This window comes from Roseixanthobacter glucoisosaccharinicivorans (genome assembly GCF_043195095.2).
Lineage (GTDB): Bacteria > Pseudomonadota > Alphaproteobacteria > Rhizobiales > Xanthobacteraceae > NCEH01.
On record NZ_CM195538.1, the window covers coordinates 3,037,496 to 3,061,230 of the forward strand.

Annotated in this window: 19 protein-coding genes and 1 tRNA gene; 7 read left to right on the forward strand and 13 right to left on the reverse strand. The window is 64.9% G+C overall.

Going from position 1 to position 23,735, the window contains the following annotated elements; all coding sequences use genetic code 11:
• Window positions 1-34 precede the first annotated feature (34 nt).
• Window positions 35-733 carry an outer membrane protein gene (locus V5F78_RS14060; RefSeq protein WP_394072211.1) on the reverse strand — a complete coding sequence of 233 codons (699 nt, stop codon included), beginning with the start codon at window positions 731-733 and terminating at the stop codon, window positions 35-37.
• Window positions 734-939: 206 nt separating this feature from the next.
• A complete protein-coding gene (locus V5F78_RS14065) occupies window positions 940-1,533 on the reverse strand; it encodes an outer membrane protein (RefSeq protein ID WP_394072213.1) in 594 nt (197 codons plus the stop codon).
• 208 nt (window positions 1,534-1,741) lie between these two features.
• Here V5F78_RS14065 and uvrC point away from each other — a divergent pair, with 208 nt between their 5' ends.
• The 4 genes from uvrC to V5F78_RS14085 all read left to right on the forward strand — a co-directional run bounded on the left by uvrC (window position 1,742) and on the right by V5F78_RS14085 (window position 5,333).
• Window positions 1,742-3,865, forward strand: a complete 2,124-nt coding sequence (uvrC, locus tag V5F78_RS14070) for an excinuclease ABC subunit UvrC (RefSeq protein WP_394072215.1) — start codon at window positions 1,742-1,744, stop codon at window positions 3,863-3,865.
• Window positions 3,866-3,953: 88 nt separating this feature from the next.
• Window positions 3,954-4,592: a CDP-diacylglycerol--glycerol-3-phosphate 3-phosphatidyltransferase gene (gene pgsA / locus V5F78_RS14075; protein WP_394072217.1), complete on the forward strand. Its 639-nt coding sequence runs from the start codon at window positions 3,954-3,956 to the stop codon at window positions 4,590-4,592.
• A complete protein-coding gene (moaD, locus tag V5F78_RS14080; RefSeq protein ID WP_394072219.1) occupies window positions 4,589-4,840 on the forward strand; it encodes a molybdopterin converting factor subunit 1 in 252 nt (83 codons plus the stop codon). The genes pgsA and moaD overlap by 4 nt, the downstream gene beginning before the upstream one ends.
• A gap of 4 nt (window positions 4,841-4,844) precedes the next feature.
• Window positions 4,845-5,333 carry a molybdenum cofactor biosynthesis protein MoaE gene (locus tag V5F78_RS14085; protein WP_394072221.1) on the forward strand — a complete coding sequence of 163 codons (489 nt, stop codon included), beginning with the start codon at window positions 4,845-4,847 and terminating at the stop codon, window positions 5,331-5,333.
• Between the two features lie 49 nt (window positions 5,334-5,382).
• On the opposite strand, the gene V5F78_RS14090 is transcribed toward V5F78_RS14085, so the two are convergent.
• Together V5F78_RS14090 and V5F78_RS14095 are read right to left on the reverse strand one after the other, a co-directional pair.
• A complete protein-coding gene (locus V5F78_RS14090) occupies window positions 5,383-6,678 on the reverse strand; it encodes a dicarboxylate/amino acid:cation symporter (protein WP_394072223.1) in 1,296 nt (431 codons plus the stop codon).
• Window positions 6,679-6,823: 145 nt separating this feature from the next.
• The gene (locus V5F78_RS14095; RefSeq protein ID WP_394072225.1) at window positions 6,824-7,714 is read right to left on the reverse strand and encodes a branched-chain amino acid aminotransferase; all 891 of its coding nucleotides are present in this window, start codon (window positions 7,712-7,714) and stop codon (window positions 6,824-6,826) included.
• A gap of 213 nt (window positions 7,715-7,927) precedes the next feature.
• On the opposite strand from V5F78_RS14095, the gene V5F78_RS14100 reads away from it, so the two are divergent.
• Genes V5F78_RS14100 through V5F78_RS14110 form a run of 3 tightly spaced genes read left to right on the forward strand, consistent with a single transcriptional unit; the run spans window position 7,928 to window position 10,634 of the window.
• Window positions 7,928-8,479 carry a MarR family winged helix-turn-helix transcriptional regulator gene (locus tag V5F78_RS14100; RefSeq protein WP_394072227.1) on the forward strand — a complete coding sequence of 184 codons (552 nt, stop codon included), beginning with the start codon at window positions 7,928-7,930 and terminating at the stop codon, window positions 8,477-8,479.
• Window positions 8,480-8,490: 11 nt separating this feature from the next.
• Window positions 8,491-9,213, forward strand: a complete 723-nt coding sequence (locus V5F78_RS14105; protein ID WP_394072229.1) for a response regulator — start codon at window positions 8,491-8,493, stop codon at window positions 9,211-9,213.
• Between the two features lie 41 nt (window positions 9,214-9,254).
• Window positions 9,255-10,634 carry an ATP-binding protein gene (locus tag V5F78_RS14110; protein ID WP_394072247.1) on the forward strand — a complete coding sequence of 460 codons (1,380 nt, stop codon included), beginning with the start codon at window positions 9,255-9,257 and terminating at the stop codon, window positions 10,632-10,634.
• Between the two features lie 185 nt (window positions 10,635-10,819).
• Here the strand turns inward: V5F78_RS14110 and rpoC are convergent, their stop codons facing one another.
• The 9 genes from rpoC to V5F78_RS14155 form a co-directional block, all read right to left on the reverse strand.
• Window positions 10,820-15,001 (reverse strand): DNA-directed RNA polymerase subunit beta', encoded by a 4,182-nt coding sequence (gene rpoC, locus V5F78_RS14115; protein ID WP_394072231.1) that lies wholly within the window; start codon window positions 14,999-15,001, stop codon window positions 10,820-10,822.
• A 127-nt stretch (window positions 15,002-15,128) separates the two neighbouring features.
• Window positions 15,129-19,259, reverse strand: coding sequence for a DNA-directed RNA polymerase subunit beta (rpoB, locus tag V5F78_RS14120; protein ID WP_394072233.1), 4,131 nt, complete (start codon window positions 19,257-19,259; stop codon window positions 15,129-15,131).
• Window positions 19,260-19,522: 263 nt separating this feature from the next.
• Window positions 19,523-19,897, reverse strand: coding sequence for a 50S ribosomal protein L7/L12 (rplL, locus tag V5F78_RS14125; RefSeq protein WP_394072235.1), 375 nt, complete (start codon window positions 19,895-19,897; stop codon window positions 19,523-19,525).
• Window positions 19,898-19,951: 54 nt separating this feature from the next.
• Window positions 19,952-20,470, reverse strand: a complete 519-nt coding sequence (rplJ, locus tag V5F78_RS14130) for a 50S ribosomal protein L10 (RefSeq protein WP_394013499.1) — start codon at window positions 20,468-20,470, stop codon at window positions 19,952-19,954.
• Window positions 20,471-21,141: 671 nt separating this feature from the next.
• Window positions 21,142-21,840, reverse strand: coding sequence for a 50S ribosomal protein L1 (rplA, locus tag V5F78_RS14135; RefSeq protein WP_394072237.1), 699 nt, complete (start codon window positions 21,838-21,840; stop codon window positions 21,142-21,144).
• Between the two features lie 5 nt (window positions 21,841-21,845).
• Window positions 21,846-22,295 carry a 50S ribosomal protein L11 gene (gene rplK, locus V5F78_RS14140; protein ID WP_394072239.1) on the reverse strand — a complete coding sequence of 150 codons (450 nt, stop codon included), beginning with the start codon at window positions 22,293-22,295 and terminating at the stop codon, window positions 21,846-21,848.
• Between the two features lie 255 nt (window positions 22,296-22,550).
• Window positions 22,551-23,081 (reverse strand): transcription termination/antitermination protein NusG, encoded by a 531-nt coding sequence (gene nusG, locus V5F78_RS14145; protein WP_348846924.1) that lies wholly within the window; start codon window positions 23,079-23,081, stop codon window positions 22,551-22,553.
• 8 nt (window positions 23,082-23,089) lie between these two features.
• Entirely contained in the window at window positions 23,090-23,287 is a 198-nt protein-coding gene (gene secE, locus V5F78_RS14150) for a preprotein translocase subunit SecE (protein WP_394044203.1), read from the reverse strand.
• A gap of 312 nt (window positions 23,288-23,599) precedes the next feature.
• Window positions 23,600-23,676 (reverse strand) — tRNA-Trp (locus tag V5F78_RS14155).
• Between the last annotated feature and the right edge of the window lie 59 nt (window positions 23,677-23,735).

The following is a 23,735-nucleotide window of genomic DNA, read 5'->3' on the forward strand; positions in this document are numbered from 1 at the left end:
CCGGGGTCTAAAATCAGCCGAAGCCGATCGGCGATCAGAACTTGTAGTTCACGCCGAGACGGACGGTGTTCACGTCCAGGTCGGTGTTGATCGAACCGAGGGTCGAGGGGATGGAATACGTGTTGCCCTGGAAGTTGGCATACAGGTATTCGACCTTGGCGGTGATGTTGTTGGTGAAGGCGTATTCCACGCCGCCGCCGATGGTCCAGCCCCAGTTGGTGGTGGAGGTGTCGACGCCGTAGAAGTTGCCGAAGCTCACGCGCTCCCAAGCAGCACCACCGGTGATGTAGGGCAGCCAACGATCCATGGCATAACCGGCGCGAGCGCGGATGGTGCCGAAGGTCTTGATCTCGGGCTCGACATTGGCGCCGATGAACGGACCGCTGAGGATCAGGCTGCTGTTGGAGATCGAACCCCACTGGGCGTCGGCCTCAACACCGAGAACGATGTTGTTGGCGAACTGGTAGTTGTAGCCGATCTGACCACCACCGAGGAAGCCGTTGGCATCGCCACCGCTGTAGTTGGTATACGGCGCGCCATAGAACGGCGAGACGTTGAACGAATTGCTCGCCCAACCCCAGCCGACGTTGCCGCCGAGGTAGAAGCCGGTCCAGGAGAAGACCGGGACGACGGCCACGGCCTTGACGGGGTACTTGGTGGCGAGGTCGGCCGCAGAGGCGGCGCCGCCGAGGAGGGCCAGGGCAGAGACCCCGGCGAGAGCGCGCTTCAACATTGTTACACCCTTCATTACGATGCGAAACCAGAATGAGCGGACCTTACAGCGAGTCCGCCGTCCCGTCTGTCACCCTGGAGCAACACCGCCCTAAGAAAACAGGGCGACATTGTGACCAGGAGACTACATCAGAACACAATTGGCAATCAAGGGGTAGCAAACCCAAGCTTCCGGCCAATAGCGTCCTAATTTCCCAGCTTAAGATTTTAGAAACGATAGTTCACGCCTGCACGCAGAACATTACCGTCATACCCGACCGAAGCCGGTCCGATCAATGACGAGTAAGTAGAACTACCAAGATCGACGTAAAGATATTCCGCACGGGCACTCCAGTTGCGATCGAGGGCAAATTCTGCGCCCGCTCCGATCGTCCAGCCAGAATGTGACTGTGAATTACTCAGCCCCGCGAACTCAAATTGCCCCTGGCCGTAAGCGAAGCCCGCTGTCGCGTAAGCCATCACCCGGTCAAACGCGAAACCCAGCCGAGCCCTTACGGTTCCAAGGTAATCGACATTAAATGCGCCGGCGCTCATGCCGGACCAGTCGAAATCGGCCTCGAGGCCCGCAACGAGCGGCGATCCCGCGAATTGGAAATTATATCCGCCCTGCAAGCCGCCGATGAACCCGCTCGGGCTCTGGGAAGCCGCCGTGCCCCACCCGTAACCGGCGTTGGCGCCGAGATAAAAGCCGGTCCAGGAAATCGGCCCGGCCGGAGCCGCATAGCCATAATTGCCGTATTGAGTCATGTCGGCGGCGCCCGCCGGCGCCGTCAGGCTCACGCATGTGGCGGCGATGGCCAACCAACCTCTGCTCATCCTCCATCCTCCTGCCGATAACCCCGCCAAAGCCGGATCCCGCAAAAGGCATAAGTCGGAAATGGCAAAAGAAGTCTGGCCAACGCCCCGTCCGGCCCCACGCATTGCGAAGACAGGGTAAGCAAAGGGTAAATCCGGGCCTCCCACCCCCGCCCCCCTGGCCCCGGGGGCAGCGAATCCCTACCTTGCCGCCATGATCGCCCGCCCGCCCCTCGACCAGCCCGACGACACCTTCGACTCCCAGGATGCGGACGAGGACGTCGCGCTGGTGCTGGAAACCCAAGCCGAAGACGAAATTTCCCCCGGCACCCTCGCCACCGGGCGAGACGCGATCGCGCGCGCGGTGAAGCACGCGCCCTCGGGTCCCGGCGTCTATCGCATGATCGCGGCGGACGGCACGGTGCTCTATGTGGGCAAGGCCAAGAGCATCAAGAAGCGGGTGCTCAGCTATACCCGCCTGGTCGGCCACACCAACCGAATCGCCCGCATGATCGCGGCGACGGTTTCCATGGAATTCGTCTCCACGCGCACCGAATCCGAGGCGCTTCTGCTGGAAGCGAACCTCGTCAAACAGCTGAAGCCGCGTTTCAACGTGCTGCTGCGAGACGACAAGTCCTTTCCCTACATTCTCATCACGGCGGATCACCCGGCCCCGCAGATCCTCAAGCATCGCGGCGCGCGCAGCCGGCCGGGGGATTATTACGGCCCGTTCGCGAGCGTCTGGGCGGTGGATCGCACCATCAACGCCCTGCAGCGGGCGTTCCTGCTGCGCTCGTGCTCCGACAGCTATTATGAGAACCGCACCCGGCCATGCCTGCTGTTCCAGATCAAGCGCTGCTCCGGCCCCTGCACCGGCGAGGTGAGCCATGCCGATTACGCGGAGCTGGTGCGCGAGGCGCGGGCTTTTCTCGCCGGGCGGTCCCGCGCGGTGAAGGAGGAGCTGGCGCGCGAGATGGAGGCCGCCTCCGAGACGCTGGAATTCGAGCGCGCCGGGCGCCTGCGCGATCGCCTCGCCGCGCTTTCCGCTGTCCAGGGCAGCCAGGGCATCAATCCGCGCTCGGTGGAAGAGGCGGATGTGTTCGCCTGCCATCAGCAGGGCGGCGCCACCTGTATCGAGGTGTTCTTCTTCCGCACCGGCCAGAACTGGGGCAACCGCGCTTATTATCCACGGGCCGACAGATCGCTCGACGAACGAGAGGTGCTCGGCGCCTTCATCGCCCAATTCTACGAGGACAAGCCCTGTCCCCGCCTCATCCTGCTCAGCCACGAGGTGGAGGAACAGGCGCTGATCGCCGAGGCGCTCAGCGAGAAGACCGGCTCCAGGGTGGAAATCGCGACGCCGCGCCGTGGCGAGAAGCTCGATCTGGTCAGCCACGCCTTGCAAAACGCCCGCGAGGCGTTGGGCCGCAAGCTGGCCGAGACCGCGACCCAGGCGAAACTGCTGGAGGGCGTGCAGGAAGCCTTCGCCCTCAAGGGCCCGCCCCAGCGCATCGAGGTCTATGACAATTCCCACATCATGGGCACCAATGCGGTGGGCGGCATGATCGTGGCGGGGCCGGAGGGCTTCCGCAAAAGCCAGTATCGCAAGTTCAACATCAAATCGACGGACATTACCCCGGGCGACGATTTCGGCATGATGCGCGAGGTGCTGCGCCGGCGCTTCGCCCGCCTGGTGAAGGAAGCGCCGCGCGGTGCGGCACCCGCCGCCGAGGACCAGGTGTCCACGCCTGTTGACGAGGCGCCTGTTGACGAGGCGCCGGACGCCGAGACGCCGGATGCCAATGAGGAGATGGCGCTTCCCGCCGCCGACCTGGAAGAACCCGCGCCTGTGCTGCCCGACGAGGCGGATGCGGTCTCCCCATGGCCGGACCTCGTGTTCATCGACGGCGGCCTTGGCCAGCTCAATGCCGCGCGCGCAATTCTCGAGGAACTCGGCATCACCGACGTGCCGCTGGTGGGCATCGCCAAGGGACTCGACCGGGAGGCGGGGCGCGAGCAATTCTTCCTCCCCGGCCGCCAGCCGTTCCGCCTGGAGCCGCGCGACCCGGTGCTGTATTTCGTCCAGCGCCTGCGCGATGAAGCCCACCGCTTCGCCATCGGCTCGCATCGCGCGCGCCGCAAGAAAGATATTACCGACGCCGGGCTTCAGGCCATTCCCGGCGTGGGGCCCACCCGCAAACGCGCGTTGCTGCGGCATTTCGGAACCCTCAAGGCGATCGAGCAGGCCTCGCTCGCGGATCTTGAGCAGGTGCCGGGCATCAACGCCTCGACCGCGCAGGCCATATACGGCTATTTCCATAGCCAGCCGGGGCGCTGACACGCGCGCCGGCGCGGACCCGCCTCGACCCCGCCTGTATTCCGGGGCATGGTGCCACCCACCCGAACCAAGAACGAGCCGCATCAACATGGCCGAGGCCCAAACCAGACCCAGCGCGCGGCCCCGCACCAGCAAGGAGCGCGGGCTGGTCCTGTCGCTGCCGAACATCCTCACCTATTCGAGGTGCGCGGCGGTGCCCCTTGTGGCGGCCTGCATGTTCTGGTCGGATATCCTGCACGGCGGCATCTGGCTGCGCTGGGTGGCGCTGGGCCTGTTCATCGCCGCCGCGGTGACCGATTTCTTCGACGGCTATCTCGCCCGCGCCTGGTCCCAGCAATCGGCGATCGGCCGCATGCTGGATCCCATCGCGGACAAGCTGCTGGTTTCCACCAGCCTGCTGGTCCTCGCCTCCGACGGCACCATCCGTGGCTGGTCGCTCTGGGCGGCGATCGTGATCCTGTGCCGGGAAATCCTGGTGAGCGGCCTGCGCGAATTCCTGGCCGAGCTGCATGTGAGCGTCCCGGTATCGCGGCTCGCCAAATGGAAGACCACGTTGCAGCTGGTGGCGGTGGGATTCCTGCTCGCAGGCCCTGCCGGCGATTTGGTGATTCCCGGCGTCACCTTCGTTGGCCTCAGCCTGTTATGGGTCTCCGCTGTGCTGACCCTCTATACGGGCTATGATTATTTTCGCGCCGGCGCGCGGCATCTGGTGGAGGATGACCGGTGAAGATCCTCTATTTCGCCTGGCTTCGGGAGCGCGTGGGGCTCGCGGAGGAGGAGATCCCGGTGCCGCCGGAGGTCGCGACCGTATCCGAGCTCGCCCATTGGCTGGCAACCCGCGATGCCGCCCACGCCCATGCCTTTGCCAATCCGGCGGTGGTGCGCGCGGCGCTCGACCGGCGCCATGTGAAGGGCGACGCGCCCCTGGCGGGAGCGCGCGAAATCGCTTTCTTCCCCCCCATGACCGGTGGCTGACGCCATGAGCGATCCCCTCCCACCGTCCGAGGCGGCCTTCGGCGCGCGCGTGCAGGCCGAACTCTTCGATGCCGCCGCCGAGGCCGAGGCGATGACCCGGGGGCGGGTCGACGTCGGTGCCGTCGTCACCTTCGCCGGCCTGTGCCGGGCCGATGTGGCGGCCGACGGAACCGCCCTCACCGCGCTGACGCTGGAGCATTATCCCGGCATGGCGGAAGAGGAGATGGGCCGGCTAATCGAGGAGGCGCGCCAGCGCTGGCCGCTGCTCGGCGCGCGCATCGTGCACCGCCACGGGCGCCTGGTGCCGGGCGATCCCATCGTGCTCGTGGTCACGGCCTCGCCCCATCGCGGGGCCGCGTTTGCGGCCGCCGAATTCCTGATGGACTGGCTGAAGACCAACGCCCCCTTCTGGAAGAAGGAGGATCGCGCGGGTTCCGGCGATTGGGTCGAGGCCAAGAGCACCGACGACGCCGCCGCCGAGCGCTGGAAATAAGCCGGCGCCCGGCCCACGGCCGAGCGCCCCCGTTCAGATGCTCAGATGTTCAGATGCGCGCGGCCTGCGCCTCGGTGACGAGCGGCGGCACATCCTTGCCGTCCAGCACCGCGTTCAGCCGGTCCAGGTCCAACTCCCCTTCCCACCGCGCCACCACGAGGGTCGCGACCGCATTGCCGGTGATGTTCGTCAGCGCCCGGCATTCGCTCATGAAGCGGTCGATGCCGAGGATCAGCGCCATGCCCGCCACCGGAATTTCCGGCACCGCCGCCAGGGTTGCAGCCAGCGTGATGAAGCCCGCGCCGGTCACCCCGCTCGCGCCCTTGGACGTGAGCATGGCCACCGCCAGCACGATCAGTTCATGCTCAAGCGTCAGCGGGGTGTTGGTGGCCTGGGCGATGAACAGGGTCGCCAGGGTCATGTAGATGTTGGTGCCGTCGAGATTGAAGGAATAGCCGGTCGGCACCACGAGGCCGACCACCGACTTGGAGGCGCCGGCATTCTCCAGCTTGCGCATGAGCGGGGGCAGCGCGCTTTCCGAAGAGGAGGTGCCGAGCACGATCAGCAATTCCTCGCGGATATAGCGCACCAGCTTCAGCACGTTGAAGCCCACCATCCGCGCGATGGTGCCGAGCACCAGGACCACGAACAGAATGGCGGTGAGATAGAAGGTGGCGATCAGCTCCAGCAGATTGCCCAGCGCCGACAGGCCATAGGCGCCGATGGTGAAAGCCATGGCGCCGAACGCACCGACCGGCGCGACGTAAAGAATGATCTTCACGATGGCGAACACGACCTTCTCGATCGCCTGCACCGCCTTAAGCACCGGCTCGCCCTGATCGCCCAGCGCGCCGATGGCGAAGCCGGTGAGGATCGAGATCATCAGCACCTGGAGGATCGAGCCTGCGGTGAACGCGCTAACGAAAGTGTGCGGGATGATGTTCAGAAGGAAATCGACGGTGGAGGTATGCGCCGCCTGGGTGGTGTAATTGGCGATCGCCTTGGTATCGAGCGTGGCCACGTCGACATTAAAGCCGTCGCCGGGCCGCACCACCTCGCCGATGATCAGGCCGAGCACCAGGGCGAAGGTCGACACCACTTCGAAATACAGCAGCGCCTTGCCGCCCACCCGCCCGACCTTCTTCACATCGCGCATGCTGGCGATGCCGACGACCACCGTGCAGAAAATCACGGGCGCGATGATCATGGTGATCAGCTTGATGAAGCCGTCACCCAGCGGCTTCATCGCCGCGCCGGTATGGGGGAAGAACGCGCCGAGCAGCAGACCGCAGAACACGGCAAACAGAACTTGGACGTAAAGCACCTTGTACAATGGACGGCGCATGGCGTTTCCCCTCGCGGTTCCCGCGCTGTGAGGCAGATGAACACCCTAAAGCAAAAGGGGCGGCTGTGGCCGCCCCTCGGTTTCGCTTATGCGCTGCCCCTAAGAGAAGGGCAATATTGGCCTAACGTAACTCGGGCGCTTTTTCTTACGCCGCCGCCTGCTTCGGCCGCACCGCCGCGCTATAGGCATCCATCAGCTGGTGGGTGATGCCGCTCGGGGCAAACCGCCAGTCCGCGATCTCGCCCACCGGGGTCACCTCGGCGGCGGTGCCGGTGATGAAGCACTCGCTGAAATCCGCGAGTTCTTCCGGCTTGATCGCGCGTTCAACCACTTCGATGCCATGGTTCTTCGCCAGCCCGATCACTGTGCGGCGGGTGATCCCGTCCAGGAAGCAATCGGGCTTGGGGGTATGGATGACGCCATCCTTCACGAAGAAGATGTTGGCGCCGGTGCATTCCGCCACGAGGCCGCGATAATCCAGCATCAGCGCATCCGCAAACCCGCGCCGCTCCGCCTTGTGCTTGGAGATGGTGCAGATCATGTACAGGCCTGAAGCCTTGGCGCGGCAAGGGATGGTGGCGGGATCGGGACGGCGGAACTCCGCCAGATCCAGCCTCAGCCCCTTCTGGCGCTGCTCGGGGTCAAAATAGCTCGGCCATTCCCAACAAGCGATCGCGAGGTGAATGGTGTTCGACTGCGCCGAAACGCCCATCATCTCGCTGCCGCGCCACGCCACCGGGCGCACGTAAGCGTCGACCAGGCCGTTCTTTTCCAGCGTCAGGCGCTTGGCGGCGTCTATCTCGCCGATGGAATAGGGAATGGTGAAATCCAGCATTTCCGCCGAGAGACGCAGCCGCTCGGAATGCTCAGCGCTCTTGAAGATGGCGCCGCCATAGGCGCGCTCGCCTTCGAACACGCAGCTGGCATAATGCAGACCATGGGAGAGTACGTGAATCTTCGCGTCCGCCCAGGGCACCAGGACCCCGTCGAACCAGATCCAACCGTCGCGTTTGTCGAAAGGCTCTCCACCACTCATGGTCTTAACTCCTGATCCGGCCGCGTCTTTAAGACGGCCTTCGCCTCCCATGACGGCCGCCCTTTGCAGCCGTGCCCGGTACGGATATTTTCACACCTGACATATGGTGCAGGCTGTGAAAGGCGCAATGATCGAACTCCAGATGGGTTATTGGAGACCGATCCTTTCGCGACCGCAAGCCTGTGAGTAATGATCGGACCGAAAAAAGTCAACATGGCTGACATAAATCCCCTTTCCACCGCCCCCGAAGCGTCCGAGACCGATCGGCCGGCCGGGGCCCCGCAGGCCGAGTCACTGGTGGAGTTGATCGAACTTTTCTTCTTCGCTTACAGAGACTTCGTCGGCGACCCGGACGCCATCCTCGCGCCCCTCGGCTTTGGCCGGGCGCATCATCGCGTCCTGCACTTCGTCAATCGCCATCCTGGTATGCGCGTGACGGACCTCTTGGACATCCTGCGCATCACCAAGCAGAGCCTCGGCCGGGTGCTGCGCGAGCTGGTGGACGAGGGGTTCGTGGAAAGCCGCGCCGGCGCGTCCGACCGGCGCCAGCGCCTGCTTTATCCCACCGCAAAGGGGCAGGCGCTGGCCCGTGAGTTCGTCGCCCTCCAGAGCCAGCGGATCGCCCTGGCCCTGGAAGAATGCGGGCCGGGCGCGCGCGAGGCGGCGCAGCGCTTTCTTGTGGCCATGATCGACCCCGAAGATCGCACCGAAGTGGAGCGGCTCACCCGGCGCGCTGCTGCATCCGCCCGCGTGCGGCCCGCCTGAAGGCACCAGACATGATCGAAGCGACGACCCCCCATCCCGCTCCGCCGGCGCCAGCGGACGACGCGCCCCATCTGCTGGTGGTGGATGACGACAACCGCATCCGCACCCTGCTGTCGCGTTTCCTCAGCGAACATGGCTATCGCGTTACCACCGCCGCCTCGGCCCAGGAGGCGCGGGGCCGCCTGGAAGGGCTGGAATTCGACCTGCTGGTGCTGGATGTGATGATGCCGGGGGAATCCGGGCTCGATCTCGCCCGCTCCCTGCGCACCACCTCGGCCGTGCCGATCCTCATGCTCACCGCGCGCTCGGAGATCCAGGACCGCATCGCCGGGCTTGAGGCGGGGGTCGATGATTATCTCGGCAAGCCGTTCGAACCGCGCGAACTGCTGCTGCGTGTCGGCTCGATCCTCAAGCGCGCCGCGCCGGCGCCGCAAAAAGCCATCGAGGAGGTCCGCTTCGGCGAATTTAGCTTCCACCTCGGACGTGGCGAACTGAGCCGCGGCGGGGAGATCCTGCGCATCACCGAGCGCGAGCGCGACATGCTGCGCGCGCTCTCGGAAAACCCCGGCGAAACGGTGCCGCGCATGGCGCTCGCGGGCAACGGGGCGGCGAGCGAGCGGGCCGTGGACGTGCAGGTGAACCGCCTGCGCCGCAAGGTGGAGCGCGATCCGGCCAACCCGACATATGTGCAGACCGTCCGCGGCATCGGCTATCGGCTGGTCGTAACCCCATGAGCCTGCGCGAAGAGACCAAGCCCGCAGGCGGACGTGGCGCCATGGAGGCCCTGCGCGCCGCCATGCGAAGCCTTGCCGGCCGGCTGGTCCATGCCAATGCCCGGTTCGGGGCCTGGTTCAACCGCGTCACGCCAAAGGGGCTTTATCCCCGCTCGCTGCTGATCATCGTCATTCCCATGGTGATCCTGCAATCGGTCGTGGCCTTCGTGTTCATGGAGCGCCATTACAACACCGTCACCCGACGCCTTTCCGCGGCGGTCAGCCAGGATATCGCTGCGGTGGTCGCGCTCTATGCCGCCTTTCCGCACGACAAGGACGCGACAGTCCTGCGCCGGATCGCCTGGCAGAATCTGGAGCTGACCCTCGACATCCTGCCGCCCGACCCGCTGCCTGAGCCGGGTCCGCAGCCCTTCTTCTCGATCCTCGACAGCGCGCTTTCGCGCGAAATCGGCCGGCGCATTTCCGAGCCTTATTGGATCGACACGGTGGGGCGCTCCAGCCTGATCGAAGTGCGAGTGAAGATGCCAGACGTGGTGCTGCGCATCTTCGCGCGGCGCGGGTCGGCCTATGCCTCGAATTCCCACATCTTCCTGCTCTGGATGGTCGGCACCTCCCTGGTGCTGCTGACCGTCGCCATCTTGTTCCTGCGCAACCAGATCCGCCCCATCGAGAACCTCGCCGATGCCGCCGAGGCATTCGGCAAGGGGCGCGATGTGGAGAATTTCCGCCCGCGCGGCGCGCGCGAGGTGCGGCGGGCGGCGGTGGCGTTCCTTGAGATGAAGCGACGCATCGAGCGGCAGATCGAACAGCGCACCACCATGCTGGCGGGCGTTTCCCACGACATGCGCACCATCCTCACGCGCTTCCGCCTGGAGCTTGCCTTCCTCGGCGAAGGGCCCGAGGTGGAGGCTTTGCGCAAGGATGTGGACGAGCTTCAGGGCATGCTGGAAGCCTATCTCGCGTTCGCGCGCGGCGATCCGGGCGAGCAGGCTTCGCTGACCGACATGGGGCAGGTGATCGAGGATCTGCGCACCAATGCGGAGCGCCACGGCGCCATTGCCCGCGCCAGCTTCATGGGGCCGCCCCTGGTTCAGGTGAAGACGGATTCGCTCAAGCGCTGCATCGGCAATCTGGTCAGCAATGCGGTGCGCTATGCCCGGACGGTGGAAATCTCCGCCACCCGCGATGCCCGGTGGCTCAGCGTTAATGTGGACGATGATGGCTCCGGCATCCCTCCCGAGAAGCGCGAGGAAGTGTTCCGACCCTTCCTGCGGCTCGATGATGCCCGCAACCAGGATGCCGGCGGCTCGGGTCTCGGCCTGGCCATCGCCCGCGACATTGCCCGCGCCCATGGCGGCGACATCATCCTCGGCGACAGCCCGCTCGGCGGACTGCGGGCCACCGTGCGCCTGCCGGTGTGAGCCGACGAACCGCGCGGAGAAAGCCTTGACGCGGCGATGACCGCGCCTGTTCGCGCGATGTCGGCGAATATCCGCAGGGTGATCGGCACACATTTCGGCGAACACGCACGACGCCCGCCTCAACGCAAAAGGCCGCCCCGAAGGGCGGCCTTTCGTGTGTCACGGACCAGGCTGGAAGACCCGCCTCACTCCGCGGCGTCGGCGGGGCCTTCCACGAGGGGCTGGCCGTCGCTCTGCTCGCGGGTGGCGACGATGAGGTCGTCGCGGGAGTTCGCGACCGCCCGCAGCTTCGCCATCTGCGCGCCGGTGCCCGCCGGGATGAGCCGGCCGACGATGACGTTTTCCTTCAGGCCGTCCAGCGGGTCGATCTTGCCGTTGACCGCCGCTTCCGTGAGGACGCGGGTGGTCTCCTGGAACGAGGCCGCCGAGAAGAACGAACGGGTCTGCAAGCTCGCCTTGGTGATGCCGAGCAGCACCGGATGCCCGGTCGCCGGCTTCTTGCCTTCGGCAATGGCCCGCTCGTTGGCTTCCGCGAAGTCGATCCGGTCAACCTGCTCGTTGTCGAGGAACTCGGTCTCGCCGGAATCGTCCACTTCCACCTTCTGGAGCATGTTGCGGACGATGACTTCGATGTGCTTGTCGTTGATGTTCACGCCCTGGAGCCGGTAGACCTCCTGGATTTCATTGACGAGGAAGGCCGCGAGCTCTTCCACGCCCTTGATCGCCAGGATGTCGTGCGGCGCCGGGTTGCCGTCCACCAGGAAGTCGCCCTTCTCCACCACGTCGCCGTCCTGGAGATGGATGTGCTTGCCCTTCGGGATCAGGTACTCGACCGGATCCCCGCCGTCCTGCGGCTCGATGATCAGGCGGCGCTTGTTCTTATAGTCACGGCCGAAGCGGATGGTGCCGCTGACTTCCGCGATGATCGCCGCATCCTTGGGACGCCGCGCCTCGAACAGTTCCGCCACGCGCGGCAGACCGCCCGTGATGTCGCGGGTCTTGGCGCTTTCCATCGGCACGCGGGCAACGACGTCGCCGGCGCGGATGGTGTTGCCCGGATCCACCGAGATGATGGCCTCCACCGGCAGCGAATAGCGCGCCTCGCCGCCACGGGCGAGCTTGAGGATCTTGCCGTCCTTCCCCTTGATGAGGATGGCCGGGCGAAGCTCCGAGCCGCGGCCGACACGGCTGTCGGTCACGACGCGCTTGGCGATGCCGGTCGCCTCGTCGATGGCCTCGTTCATGGAGGCGCCTTCGACCAGGTCCTCGAACGCCACCGTGCCCTCGACCTCGGTCAGGATGGGACGGGTATAGGGATCCCATTCCGCGATGCGCTGGCCGCGCTTGATGGTGTCGCCTTCGTCCACCTTCAGGCGAGAACCATACTGGATGCGGTGAACCGCACGCTCCGAGCCGTCCTGATCGACGATCACCACGGCCAGGTTACGCACCATGACGATGAGGTCGCCTTCCGAGTTCCGCGCCACGTTGCGGTTGCGGACCTTGACGGTGCCCTCGAAGTTGCTCTCCACGAAGGAGGAATCCGCGAGCTGCGCGGCGCCGCCGATGTGGAAGGTACGCATGGTGAGCTGGGTGCCCGGCTCGCCGATGGACTGCGCGGCGATGACGCCCACCGCCTCGCCCATGTTGACCGGCGTGCCGCGGGCGAGATCGCGCCCGTAGCAGGTGCCGCACACGCCGTTGCGGGTCTCGCAGGTCAGCACCGAGCGGATCTTGATTTCCTGGATGCCGGACTTGTTGATCCGCTCGATGTGCCATTCCTGGATCATCTCGCCCTTGGGCACGATGATGGTGCCGGTCGCCGGCTCCACCACGTCTTCCACGGCGGTACGGCCGAGCACACGCGAGGAGAGCGAAGCCACGACCTGGCCGCTGTCCACGATGGCCCGCATGTGGATGCCGTTCTCGCTGTGGCAATCCACTTCCGTGATGATCGAATCCTGCGCCACGTCCACGAGGCGGCGGGTGAGGTAACCCGAGTTCGCCGTCTTGAGCGCGGTGTCGGCGAGGCCCTTACGCGCACCGTGGGTGGAGTTGAAGTACTCCATCACGGTCAGGCCTTCCTTGAAGTTCGAGATGATCGGGCTCTCGATGATCTCGCCCGACGGCTTGGCCATGAGGCCACGCATGCCGGCAAGCTGCTTCATCTGCGCCGGCGACCCACGCGCCCCGGAGTGGGACATCATGTAGATCGAATTGATCTGGCGGTCGCGCCCGGTCTTGGGATCCTTACGGACCGCCGAGATTTCCTTCATCATCTCGTCGGCGATGCGATCGGTGCACTTGCCCCACGCATCGACGACCTTGTTGTACTTCTCGCCCTGGGTGATCAGGCCGTCATTGTACTGCTGCTCATATTCCTTGGTGAGGGTACGGGTCTCCTCGACCAGTTCCCACTTCTTCTTCGGCACGACCATGTCGTCCTTGCCGAAGGAGATGCCGGCACGGAACGCGTTGTAGAAGCCGAGCGACATGATCTTATCGCAGAAGATCACGCTCTCCTTCTGCCCACAGTGACGGTACACCGTGTCGATCATGTTGGAGATTTCCTTCTTCGTCATACCCTTGTTGACGACGTCGAAGGGAACCTTGGGGTGCTTCGGCAGCAGTTCGCCGATCTTCATGCGCCCCGGAGTGGTATCGAAGATCTTGGACATGCGCTTGCCATCGGCATCAACGCCGATGTAGCGCCCCTTGACCTTGGTATGCAGCGTGATCGCCTTGGCCGCGAGCGCGTGGTCGATCTCGCCCATGTCGGCGAACATCATGCCCTCGCCGGGCTCGTTGTCGCGCATCAGGGAGAGGTAATAGAGGCCGAGAACAATGTCCTGCGACGGCACGATGATCGGCTGACCATTGGCCGGGTGCAGGATGTTGTTGGTCGACATCATGAGCACGCGCGCTTCCAGCTGGGCTTCCAGCGAAAGGGGCACGTGCACGGCCATCTGGTCGCCGTCGAAGTCCGCATTGAACGCCGAGCAGACCAGCGGGTGCAGCTGGATCGCCTTGCCTTCGATCAGCACGGGCTCGAACGCCTGGATGCCGAGGCGGTGGAGCGTCGGGGCGCGGTTGAGCATCACGGGATGCTCGCGGATCACCTCGTCGAGGATATCCCAAACCTCGGGACGCTCTTTCTCCACCAGCTTCTTCGCCTGCTTGACGGTGGCCGAATGGCCCTTGGCGTCGAGACGGGCGTAGATGAAGGGCTTGAACAGCTCCAGCGCCATCTTCTTGGGCAGGCCGCACTGGTGGAGCTTCAGCTCCGGACCCACCACGATGACCGAGCGGCCGGAATAGTCCACGCGCTTGCCGAGCAGGTTCTGGCGGAACCGGCCCTGCTTGCCCTTCAGCATGTCGGCGAGCGACTTCAGCGGGCGCTTGTTGGCGCCCGTGATGACGCGGCCGCGACGGCCGTTGTCGAACAGCGCATCCACCGCTTCCTGAAGCATGCGCTTCTCGTTGCGGATGATGATGTCCGGCGCGCGCAGCTCGATCAGGCGCTTCAGGCGGTTGTTACGGTTGATGACGCGGCGATAGAGATCGTTCAGGTCCGAGGTCGCGAACCGGCCGCCGTCCAGCGGGACGAGCGGGCGCAGGTCCGGCGGGATCACCGGCACATGGGTCAGGATCATCCATTCCGGCTTGTTGCCGGAGAGCTGGAAGGCCTCGACGATCTTCAGGCGCTTGGCGAGCTTCTTGGGCTTCAGCTCAGTGGTGCTCTCGGCGATCTCGACGCGCAAATCGGCGGCGATCTTGTCGAGGTCCATGGAGCGCAGCAGCTCGCGGATGGCTTCCGCGCCGATCATGGCGGTGAAGCTGTCATCCCCGTACTCGTCCTGGGCGCGCAGATAATCGTCCTCCGAGAGGAGCTGACGATACTTCAGCGGCGTCAGGCCGGGCTCCAGCACGACGAAATATTCGAAGTACAGGATGCGCTCGAGGTCCTTCAGCGTCATGTCGAGCAGCAGGCCGATGCGGCTCGGCAGCGACTTCAGGAACCAGATGTGCGCCACCGGAGCGGCGAGCTCGATATGGCCCATGCGCTCGCGCCGCACCCGCGAGAGCGTGACTTCCACGCCGCACTTCTCGCAGATGATGCCCTTGTACTTCATGCGCTTGTACTTGCCGCACAGGCACTCGTAGTCCTTGATGGGACCGAAGATGCGCGCGCAGAACAAGCCGTCACGCTCGGGCTTGAACGTGCGGTAGTTGATGGTCTCCGGCTTCTTGATCTCGCCGTAGGACCACGACGCGATCTTGTCCGGGCTCGCGATCGAGATCTTGATCTGATCAAAGGTCGGAGCCGGGGTCGCCGGATTGAAGAGATTCATCACCTCTTGATTCATGACCGTCTCCTTCGGCTCGGTCGCTCGCCCCTCATGCCGCCTGATGGGGTTTCGACCGGAAAATGCAGGATCTTATCGGCAGGAGTGCGGAGGCGCGTCGCGCCCCCGCCTTCCGACAGGCGCGGCCTCATTCGGCCGCGGGCAGATTTTCGCGGGTGCCGGGGCTGACGTTGCGCCCGGTCTTGGAATTCACCAGCTCGACGTTGAGGCCCAGCGAGCGCATTTCCTTCACGAGAACGTTGAAGCTCTCGGGGATGCCGCTCTCGAAGGAATCTTCGCCGCGCACGATGGATTCGTAGACCTTGGTGCGGCCGGCCACGTCGTCCGACTTCACCGTCAGCATCTCCTGGAGCGTGTACGCCGCGCCATAAGCTTCGAGCGCCCACACCTCCATTTCGCCGAAGCGCTGGCCACCGAACTGCGCCTTGCCGCCCAGCGGCTGCTGGGTCACGAGCGAGTAGGGGCCGATCGACCGCGCGTGGATCTTGTCGTCCACGAGATGGTGCAGCTTCAGCATGTAGATGTAGCCGACCGTGACCTTACGATCGAACGGCTCGCCGGTGCGCCCGTCGAACAGCGTGGACTGGCCGGAACGGTCGAGGCCCGCCTTCTCCAGCTGGGTCTCGATGTCGGCTTCGTGGGCGCCGTCGAACACCGGGGTGGCCATCGGCACGCCCTTGCGCAGGTTCTCGCCCAGCTCCAGCACCTGGCCCTCGTCGAGCACGGTGATGTCCTCGGGACCATAAATGGTCTCGAGCGTCTCGCGGACCGGGCCGAGGTCCTTCTTGCCGTAATAGGCATCCATGGCAGCGGCCACCTGACGGCCGAGGCCCGCGCAGGCCCAGCCCAGATGCGTCTCCAGGATCTGCCCGACGTTCATGCGGCTCGGCACGCCCAGTGGGTTGAGCACGATATCCACATTGGTGCCGTCTTCCAGGAAGGGCATGTCCTCCACCGGCACGATGCGCGAGACCACGCCCTTGTTGCCGTGGCGTCCCGCCATCTTGTCGCCGGGCTGGATCTTGCGCTTTACGGCGACGAAGACCTTGACCATCTTCATCACGCCGGGAGGCAGCTCGTCGCCGCGCTGGAGCTTCTCCACCTTGTCGAGGAAGCGCTGCTCGAGGCGCTTCTTCGATTCGTCGTACTGCGCGCGAATGGCTTCGATCTCGGCCATCAGCGCGTCGTCGGCGATGGCGAACAACCACCATTGCGAGCGCGGATACTCGGTGAGCGCGGCGCGCGTCACCTCGGTGTCCTTCTTGAAGCCCTTCGGGCCGGCGATCGCCACCTTGCCGTCCAGCAGCTCGGTCAAGCGGCCGTAGACGTTGCGGTCCAGAATCGCCTGCTCGTCGTCGCGGTCCTTGGCGAGACGCTCGATCTCTTCCCGCTCGATGGCGAGCGCGCGCTCGTCCTTGTCGACGCCGTGGCGGTTGAACACGCGCACTTCCACGATCGTCCCGGTGGTGCCGGGGGGCAGCCGCAGGGAGGTGTCGCGGACGTCCGCGGCCTTTTCGCCGAAGATGGCGCGCAGGAGCTTTTCTTCCGGCGTCATCGGGCTTTCGCCCTTGGGGGTGATCTTGCCCACCAGGATGTCGCCGGCGCGCACTTCCGCGCCGATATAGACGATGCCGGCCTCGTCGAGATTCTTCAGCGCCTCTTCCGAGACGTTGGGAATGTCGCGGGTGATTTCCTCGGGGCCGAGCTTCGTGTCACGGGCCATGGCCTCGAATTCCTCGATATGGATCGAGGTGAACACGTCTTCCTTGACGATGTTCTCCGAGAGCAGGATCGAGTCTTCGAAGTTGTAGCCGTTCCACGGCATGAACGCGACGAGCACGTTGCGGCCGAGGGCCAGCTCGCCGAGCTCCGTGGACGGACCGTCGGCGATGATGTCGCCCTTGCGCACCTGGTCGCCCACACGCACCAGCGGACGCTGGTTGATGCAGGTGGACTGGTTGGAGCGCTGGAACTTCATCAGGCGATAGATATCGACGCCCGACTTGGAGGGATCAGCCTCCTCGGTCGCACGGATAACGATACGGGTGGCATCCACCTGGTCGATGACGCCGGTGCGGCGGGCCGCGATGGCGGCACCGGAATCCCGGGCCACGACCGCTTCCATGCCGGTGCCGACCAGCGGCGCCTGGGAGCGCACGAGCGGCACTGCCTGGCGCTGCATGTTCGAGCCCATCAGCGCGCGGTTCGCGTCGTCGTTCTCAAGGAACGGGATCAGCGCGGCCGCGACCGACACCAATTGCTTGGGCGACACGTCCATGAAGTCCACGCGGTCCGGCGGCACCAGCAGCACGTCGCCGGCGTGACGGCAGACGATCAGGTCTTCCTCGAACCGGCCGTCCTTGTCGAGCGGGATGTTGGCCTGCGCGACGTGGTACTTCCCCTCCTCCATGGCGGAGAGATAGACCACTTCGTCGGTCACATGCCCGTCGTTCACGCGGCGATAGGGCGCCTCAATGAAGCCGTACTTGTTGACGCGCGCGAAGGTCGCTAGCGAGTTGATCAGGCCGATGTTCGGGCCTTCCGGCGTCTCGATCGGGCAGATGCGGCCGTAATGGGTCGGATGCACGTCGCGAACTTCGAAGCCGGCGCGCTCACGGGTCAGACCGCCCGGGCCAAGCGCCGAGAGGCGGCGCTTGTGGGTGATCTCGGAGAGCGGGTTGGTCTGGTCCATGAACTGCGAGAGCTGGGACGAGCCGAAGAACTCGCGCACCGCCGCCGCCACCGGCTTCGCATTGATCAGGTCCTGCGGCATCACGGTGTCGATGTCGACCGACGACATGCGTTCCTTGATGGCGCGCTCCATGCGCAGCAGGCCGACGCGATACTGATTCTCCATCAGTTCGCCAACCGAACGCACGCGGCGGTTGCCGAGATGGTCGATGTCGTCGATCTCGCCCTTGCCGTCGCGCAATTCCACCAGCGTGCGGATGACCGCGAGAATGTCCTCGCGGCGCAGGATGCGCACGGTGTCCTCGGCGTCGAGGTCCAGGCGCATGTTCATCTTCACGCGGCCCACGGCCGAGAGGTCGTAGCGCTCGGAATCGAAGAACAGCGAATGGAACATCGCCTGGGCGCTGTCGAGCGTCGGCGGCTCGCCGGGGCGCATGACGCGATAGATGTCGAACAGCGCGTCCTCGCGCGTGACGTTCTTGTCCACCGCCAGGGTGTTGCGGATATAGGCGCCGGTGTTGACGTGGTCGATGTCGAGGATCGGGATCTCGTTATACCCGGCCTCTTCGAGCACCTTCAGCAGCTTCTCGGTGATTTCCTCGCCGGCCTCGGCATGGATTTCGCCGGTGGCGGCATTCACCAGGTCTTCCGCGATGAACTGGCCGACCATCTCCTCGTCGGAGATCTTCAGGGCTTTGAGGCCCTTCTCGGCGAGCTGGCGGGCGGCGCGCACGGTCAGCTTCTTGCCGGCCTCGACCACGACTTCGCCGGTGTCGGCGTCGACCAGGTCAGAGACCGCCTTGTAGCCCTTCATGCGCTTGGGATCGAACGGCATGCGCCAGCCGTCCTTCGCCCGCGAATAGAGGATCTTCTCGTAGAAGGTGTCGAGAATCTCTTCCGAATCGAGGCCGAGCGCATACAGCAGGCTCGTCACCGGGATCTTGCGGCGACGGTCGATGCGGGCATGCACGATGTCCTTGGCGTCGAACTCGATGTCGAGCCAGGAGCCGCGATAGGGAATGATGCGGGCGGCGAACAGCAGCTTGCCCGAGGAATGGGTCTTGCCCTTGTCATGGTCGAAGAAGACGCCCGGCGAGCGGTGCATCTGCGAGACGATGACGCGCTCCGTGCCGTTGACGATGAACGTGCCGTTCATGGTCATCAGCGGGATGTCGCCGGTATAGACGTCCTGTTCCTTGATGTCCTTGACGGACTTGGCGCCAGTGTCGGGATCGACATCGAACACGATCAGGCGCAGCGTCACCTTCAGCGGGGCAGCGAACGTCATGCCGCGCTGGCGGCACTCGTCCACGTCATATTTGGGCTGCTCGAACTCATACTTGACGAATTCCAGCATGGCCGCGCCGGAAAAGTCCGAGATGGGGAATACCGACTTGAACACCGCCTGGAGACCGTCGTCCACGCGCCCGCCCTTCGGCTCCTCGATCTGGAGGAACTGGTCGTAGGATGCCTTCTGAACCTCGATGAGGTTCGGCATCTGCGCGACTTCCTTGATCTTTCCGAAGAATTTGCGGATCCGCTTGCGACCGGTGAACGTTTGCGCCATCTCGATCCTCGTCCGTCCTGGCCCTTGCACGGAACGCACCCCGACGAGGCACGCGCTCCGGCCCTTAAGACCGCCATTGCTCCCGCGACGAAGGGGTTGGGGGCCCGAGAGCCATTCCCCTCCATCTGCAACGGCTCGCCGGGTCGTCGCATTTACGGCGACCGGGAGAACCGTTCTCACTCCTGCCCGCCCCGCCGGCTCATTCCCGCCGGGACAGATGAAGCGGCCCCGGGGAAACCCGGGGCCGCCTCGCATTCAAAAGCTCACTTGAGCTCGACCTTGGCGCCAGCCTTCTCGAGCTGGGCCTTGAGCTTCTCGGCCTCGTCCTTGGCGATCCCTTCCTTGACGGCTTTGGGAGCGGCCTCGACGAGGTCCTTGGCTTCCTTGAGGCCCAGGCCGGTGATGGCGCGGACTTCCTTGATGACTTCGATCTTCTTGTCGCCGGCAGCCGCGAGCATCACGGTGAACTCGGTCTGCTCTTCGACCGGGGCCGCAGCGGCGCCGGCCGGGGCAGCCGCAACCGCAACGGCGGCAGCGGCGGAAACGCCCCACTTCTCTTCGAGGAGCTTCGCCAGCTCGGCGGCCTCGAGGACGGTGAGGGAGGACAGCTCGTCAACGAGCTTGGTCAGGTCAGCCATTGTCGTGTCTTCCTAAGATAGGTTCGAAATTCAGGTTTGCGAGATCCAACCGCCTCACGCGGCCTCGTCCTGCTTGGCATAGGCCCCGAACACGCGGGCAAGCTTTGCTGCCGGCGCGGTGGTGAGCTGGGCGATCTTCGTGGCCGGGGCCTGGATAAGGCCGACCAGCTTCGCACGCAGTTCATCCAGGGAGGGCATGGTGGCCAGAGCCTTCACACCATCCGGATTCAGGGCCGTTTTGCCCATCGCGCCGCCGAGGATAACGAACTTGTCGTTGCCCTTGGCAAACTCGACGGCAACCTTCGGCGCTGCCACGGGATCGCTCGAATAAGCGATCAGCGTGGGACCCTTGAGAAGGGTCGCCACGTGGGCAACGTCGGAGCCTTCCAGAGCGATTTTGGCGAGGCGGTTCTTCGCCACCTTCACGGTCGCACCGTTCTGCTTCATCTGCCGACGAAGTTTCGACAGCTGAGCTACGGTGAGGCCGGAATAGTGGGCCACCACGACGACCGAGGTGTTCTGAAACACTTCGGTAAGCGTCGTGACGAGCTGTTGTTTTTCCGCTCGATCCACGTCTGGCTCTCTTTAAGCCTGTGGTGGAACCGAAAGCCGGCTCCACCGGTTGCGCCTTGCCGCTCGTCCGCTTCCCGGAAACGTCAACACGAGGATATATCCACGGGGAATACATCCACATCAGACATGCCGGCCGCGCACGCGCGACGCTCACATGCCCTGTCCCCTCGGGAACCGGGTCACCGGCCACAAGGCACTGGTTCGAACCGATCTTGTTGCGACACGCGGGTGCGCATCGCGCGAAATCCGGTCTTCCCCGTCTATGCTGGCCCTCCAGAGGACAGCCTCGGGCGAGGTTGTCTGGCGAGGATTAAGCCATGCGAGCATGGCGCCTGCAGTCTCGGACAGGACTCTTGCCTCTCCGATATCCCGGTTCGAGAACCGGCAGATCAGACAGGCAATGAGGCCGGGCGGGCGAACCCTCCCAGCCCCTCCACCCGTTTCCGGGTGGAAGCTCGATCTATTCACGCAGGTGCGTTTCCACACCAGCGAAACATGCCATATAGAGGCTCGGGCGCCACTTGTCACGCCCTTTTCGCATTTTTTGCTTGACCGGCCGAAAATCCTGGCACAGGCGCCTGCGTCGCAGGCCCCGCCCAAGCCCCTCTTCCCGGTCAAGAAAAAGGCCGGGCGCTGGGCCCGGCCTCTTCATTCATGCGCTTTGCGACGGCTCAGGCGCTGATCACGGTGGAGGGCTCCACCTTGATGCCGGGGCCCATGGTCGAGGACACGGCGACGCGCTGCACATAGGTGCCCTTAGCGCCGGTCGGACGGGCCTTCACAACCGCGTCAACGAAGGCGCGGATGTTTTCGGCCAGCTTGTCGGCCGGGAACGAGGCCTTGCCGATGCCGCCATGGATGATGCCGGCCTTCTCGACGCGGAACTCCACCGCGCCGCCCTTGGCGGCGGCGACGGCGCCCTTCACGTCCATGGTCACGGTGCCGACCTTGGGGTTCGGCATCAGGCCGCGCGGGCCGAGGATCTTGCCGAGACGGCCGACCAGCGGCATCAGGTCCGGGGTCGCGATGCAGCGATCGAAATCAATCGTGCCGCCCTGGATGCTCTCCAGCAGGTCTTCCGCGCCGACGATGTCGGCGCCCGCCGCCTTGGCTTCGTCAGCCTTGGCGCCGCGGGCGAACACCGCCACGCGCACGGTCCGGCCCGAGCCGTTCGGCAGGTTGCACACGCCGCGGACCATCTGGTCCGCATGGCGCGGGTCCACGCCCAGGTTCAGCGCGACCTCGATGGTCTCGTCGAACTTGGCGGTGGTGCGCTCCTTGAGGAGCGTCAGGGCCTCGTCGAGGCCATAGAGCTTGAGGCGGTCGATGCCTTCGTGAGCTGCGCGGATGCGCTTGCCTTGGTTCGCCATCGTGCTCACCCCTGAACCTGGAGGCCCATGGACCGGGCCGAGCCTTCGATCATCTGAACGGCCGCTTCCACGGAATCGCAGTTCAGATCCTTCATCTTCTTCTCGGCGATCTCGGCGAGCTGGGCGCGCGTGACCTTGCCGACGAAGTTGCCCTTGCCGGGCGTCTTCGAGCCAGAGCCGGGCTTCTTCTTCGTCTCGAGGCCGGCGGCCTTCTTGAGGAAGTAAGAGATCGGCGGGGTCTTCAGCTCGAACGTGAAGGAGCGATCCTGATAGACGGTGATGACGACGGGGATGGGCATCCCCTTCTCTTCCTTCGCCGTCTGGGCGTTGAACGCCTTGCAGAATTCCATGATGTTCAGACCGCGCTGGCCGAGCGCGGGTCCGATCGGGGGCGCCGGGTTGGCGCTGCCAGCCGCAACCTGCAGCTTGACGTAACCGGTGATTTTCTTCGCCATTTCAAAACTCCCGTAACATGGCCGAGGCCGCGCGCGGCGGTTCGGACCGGGGTGCGTGGTGCGGGTCGCAGGAGCGTTTGGCGAGACGCTCCGTCACCTCCCACGCTGGCCGCTCCCTAAGAAGGAGAGGCCGAAAAACCTGTCCGGCCCCGGATCGGAAATCCGGGGCCGGACAGGAAGCGGGTCACATAATGGAATTGTCGCGCCGGCGCAAGGGTCGCCGGCCACACGGAAGGGCCAAGGCCCAAGCCGGGATCAGACCTTCTCGACCTGGCCGAACTCCAGCTCCACCGGCGTGGCGCGGCCGAAGATGGAGACCGCCACCTTGAGACGCGAGCGTCCCTCGTCCACTTCTTCCACGATGCCGTTGAAGGAGGCGAACGGGCCGTCGGAGACCTTCACCGTCTCGCCGACCTCATAGCTGATGGACGGCTTCGGCCGCTCGATGCCTTCCTGGACCTGCTGAAGGATGCGCATGGCCTCCTTCTCGGAGATCGGCATCGGCTTGTTGTCGGCGCCGAGAAAGCCCGTGACCTTGGGCGTGTTCTTGATGAGGTGGAACGCCTCGTCGGTGAGGTCCATCTTCACCAGCACGTAACCGGGGAAGAACTTGCGCTCGGCGTCGACCTTCCGGCCGCGGCGCACTTCCACCACCTTCTCGGTGGGCACCAGGATCTGCTCGAACAGATCGGTCAGCCCGCGCTGCTCCGCCTGCTCGCGGATCGAATCGGCGACCTTCTTCTCGAAGTTCGAATATGCGTGAACGATGTACCACCGGTAGGACATGGGCGCTCTCAGTGGCCGAGGGTCAGGAGCTGGCTCACGCCGAAGCGCATCACCTGGTCGGCGATAAGGAAGAAGACGGACGCGATCAGCACCATCACGAACACCATGGCGGTGGTGATGAGGGTTTCGCGCCGGGTCGGCCAGGTCACCTTCCGGGTTTCGGTGCGGACCTGCTGAAAGAACTCGGTGGGGCTGATCTTCGCCATGTCGCCTCGGCATCTCCGCGAACCTGCGCCCGCGCGATGCCTTCTCCTCGCTGGCGGCCGCCCGGAGCAAAGGCCCAGGGCCGGCCGTTCCAAAAACCCTTTCCGCCCCGGTGCCGCAGCGCCTTCGCGGAATACGGACCGGGCTCTCCCGGCTTCGTGCCGCCGGCAATCGCCGATACGCCACGGGTCATTCCTTCTTGTGGATCAGGAAATGCGCCGGCTTGCAACTCAAGCCGCGGTGTCTTTCCCGGTCCGTCCGGCCGCCCGCTTTCGCCGCGCCAGATTTATGCTTCCCCGAACCTTCGCCGCGCCTGGCAGGAGTGGAGGGACTCGAACCCCCAACCCCCGGTTTTGGAGACCGGTGCTCTAACCAGTTGAGCTACACTCCTAGGCCCGCGCACGCGAGGGGTAAGCACCCCCGCGCCGGGAAAACGACCCAGCGCATCGG